Here is a 1,497-nt window from a genome sequence, read left to right as displayed (position 1 = left end):
GCGACCAGCCACAACGAACCCGCACCCGAGATCCGCCAAGCCACCTACCACACGTCCAGGCACACAAGCGCCACTTTGCATCAGCTCTGCAACAGCCCTGATCCGATTCTCCGAAGACTCTGTCTGTCACCTGGTCGGGCACTGCACACTGGTCCGCATGACTGATTGGCCCCAGGGATGGTCCGGAGAAAACGGCGGCGACCGCCAAGGCCGCGGCGGCGCGAGCGCCCAGCCCGAGGGCGCCCGCGTGATGCGGCAGGTGCAGCGCGGCCAGGGAGCCGCCCCGCACTCCTCGGCACCTCCTCACGGGGTCCCGCCGCAGCCGACGTACACCGATGGTCACGCCGACAACGGCTATGACAACGGTCAGGGCGGCGGATACAACACGGGACAGGTCTACGGCGGTGGCGGCCCGCAGGGCCCCGGCCCCGACGGCCGGCCGGGCCGGCCCAGGCCGAACTGGCGGCGGCGGATCAAGTGGATATCGATCACCGTGGTCACACTCCTGGTCGTGGTGTCCGTCGGCACGTACTTCTGGGCCGACTCCAAGCTCAACCGGGACGTCGACCTGTCGAAGGTCATCGACCGGCCCGACGGCGGCGAGGGCACGAACTACCTGATCGTCGGCTCCGACAGCCGCGAGGGCATGACCGCCGAGGACAAGAAGAAGCTCCACACCGGCTCGGCCGAGGGCAAGCGCACGGACTCGATGATGATCCTGCACGTCGGGGACAACGGGAACACGATGGTCTCGCTGCCCCGCGACTCGAACGTGACGATTCCCACGTTCAAGGGCTCCGAGTCCGGCAAGACCTTCCCGGGTACCGGCCGTCAGGTGAAGCTGAACGCGGCGTACGCGGAGGACGGGCCCGAGCTGCTCGTGCGGACCGTCGAGTCCAACACCGGGCTGCGCATCGACCACTACGCGGAGATCGGCTTCGGCGGCTTCGCGAAGATCGTCGACTCCGTCGGCGGCGTGGAGATCGACATCCCCAAGGGCGGCATGAAGGACACCAAGTCCGGCGCCGACTTCGAGGCGGGCAAGCAGACCCTCGACGGCGAGCAGGCCCTGGCCTTCGTACGGACCCGGTACGCGCTCGCGGGCAGCGACCTGGACCGTACGAAGAACCAGCAGAAGTTCCTCTCGGCGCTCGCCAACCAGACGGCGACCCCGTCGACGGTCCTCAACCCCTTCAAGCTCTACCCGACCCTGGGCTCCGGCCTCGACACCCTCACCGTCGACAAGGACATGTCCCTGTGGAACCTCGGCTCGATGTTCTGGGCCATGAAGGGCATCACCGGCGGTGAGGGCAAGTCCATGAACATGCCGATCTCGGGCAACACCGGCAACGGCAACCTCCAGTGGGACACCGCCAAGGTCAAGACCCTGGTGAACCAGCTGAAGAACGACGAGAAGGTGACGGTGTCGGGCAACTGACACATGTACTGACACATGTATTGACACATGTGACGCCCCAGGGGGAGGCCCCCGGCACC

General features: G+C 66.9%; 1 protein-coding gene. It reads left to right on the top strand.

Annotation, left to right across the window (positions count from 1 at the left end; all coding sequences use genetic code 11):
• The first annotated feature begins 157 nt into the window (after window positions 1–157).
• Window positions 158–1,438, top strand: coding sequence for an LCP family protein (locus AOK01_RS37110; RefSeq protein ID WP_190852145.1), 1,281 nt, complete (start codon window positions 158–160; stop codon window positions 1,436–1,438).
• The last annotated feature ends 59 nt before the right edge of the window (window positions 1,439–1,497 follow it).

This window comes from Streptomyces aurantiacus, from assembly GCF_001418335.1.
Lineage (GTDB): Bacteria > Actinomycetota > Actinomycetes > Streptomycetales > Streptomycetaceae > Streptomyces > Streptomyces aurantiacus.
Note: the sequence above shows the minus strand (reverse complement) of the source record. Positions and strands in the feature narration are given on the sequence as shown.